Raw genomic sequence first — 1,130 nt, forward strand, 5'->3', positions numbered from 1 at the left:
CTGCACTCGGGAGGGTGTGGGAGAGTAGGTCACCGCCGGACATTCTTTACAAGGGAAGGCCCCGCCAACGACGGCGGGGCCTTCCCTTCGTTAACGATCTCGATTCGTTAGTGGAGTCACAGGCAGGCTTCGGCCGACAGCAAGATGGTGAACCGTTGACTGCACTAGAATGGATCGATGGCGCGCCACGAAAATCTGCGCCCGAAACAAGACAACGTATATAGAGATTTTTGATGGCTGCGGTTGGTTCGATCGACCTGGCCCGCACTGAGAGGAGTTCCGGCATGGCTGATTTCCGGGGTCGTGAAGGACGAGACGACAGGGGTGCAGGCCGAGGCAACTACGGCAACCGGTCGGATGCTGACCGCCCGAGCGAGAGCGGGCAGCGGAAGCGCCCCGACTATGAGAATCGTAGTAGCCGGTCGAGCAACGACGGTGGTTACCGTCCGCAGGGCGATCGCCCTCGTCAGGACCGTGGTGAGCGGCGTGACTTCTCTGACCGGCCGCGTCAGGATCGTGGTGAGCGTCGCGACTTTGGGGATCGTCGTCCGCAGGGTGACCGGCCGCGTCAGGATCGTGGTGAGCGTCGCGACTTTGGGGATCGTCGTCCGCAGGGTGATCGGCCGCGTCAGGATCGTGGTGAGCGTCGTGACTTCTCTGACCGGCCGCGTCAGGACCGTGGTGAGCGTCGCGACTTTGGGGACCGTCGTCCGCAGGGTGACCGGCCGCGTCAGGATCGTGGTGAGCGTCGTGACTTTGGGGATCGTCGTCCGCAGGGTGATCGGCCGCGTCAGGATCGTGGTGAGCGTCGTGACTTCTCTGACCGGCCGCGTCAGGATCGTGGTGAGCGTCGTGACTTCTCTGACCGGCCGCGTCAGGATCGTGGTGAGCGTCGCGACTTTGGGGATCGTCGTCCGCAGGGTGATCGGCCGCGTCAGGATCGTGGTGAGCGTCGTGACTTCTCTGACCGGCCGCGTCAGGATCGTGGTGAGCGTCGCGACTTTGGGGACCGTCGTCCGCAGAGTGACCGGCCGCGTCAGGATCGTGGTGAGCGTCGTGACTTTGGGGACCGTCGTCCGCAGAGTGACCGGCCGCGTCAGGATCGTGGTGAGCGTCGTGACTTCTCTGAC

General features: G+C 64.0%; 1 protein-coding gene. It reads right to left on the reverse strand.

Annotated features, from left to right (window positions below):
* Positions 1 to 164 precede the first annotated feature (164 nt).
* The coding region (locus AB0N75_RS18365; RefSeq protein WP_364652382.1) for a hypothetical protein at positions 165 to 1,130 on the reverse strand (966 nt) is incomplete at its 5' end.

This window comes from Arthrobacter sp. NPDC089319, assembly GCF_040684925.1.
Classification (GTDB): Bacteria; Actinomycetota; Actinomycetes; order Actinomycetales; family Micrococcaceae; genus Crystallibacter.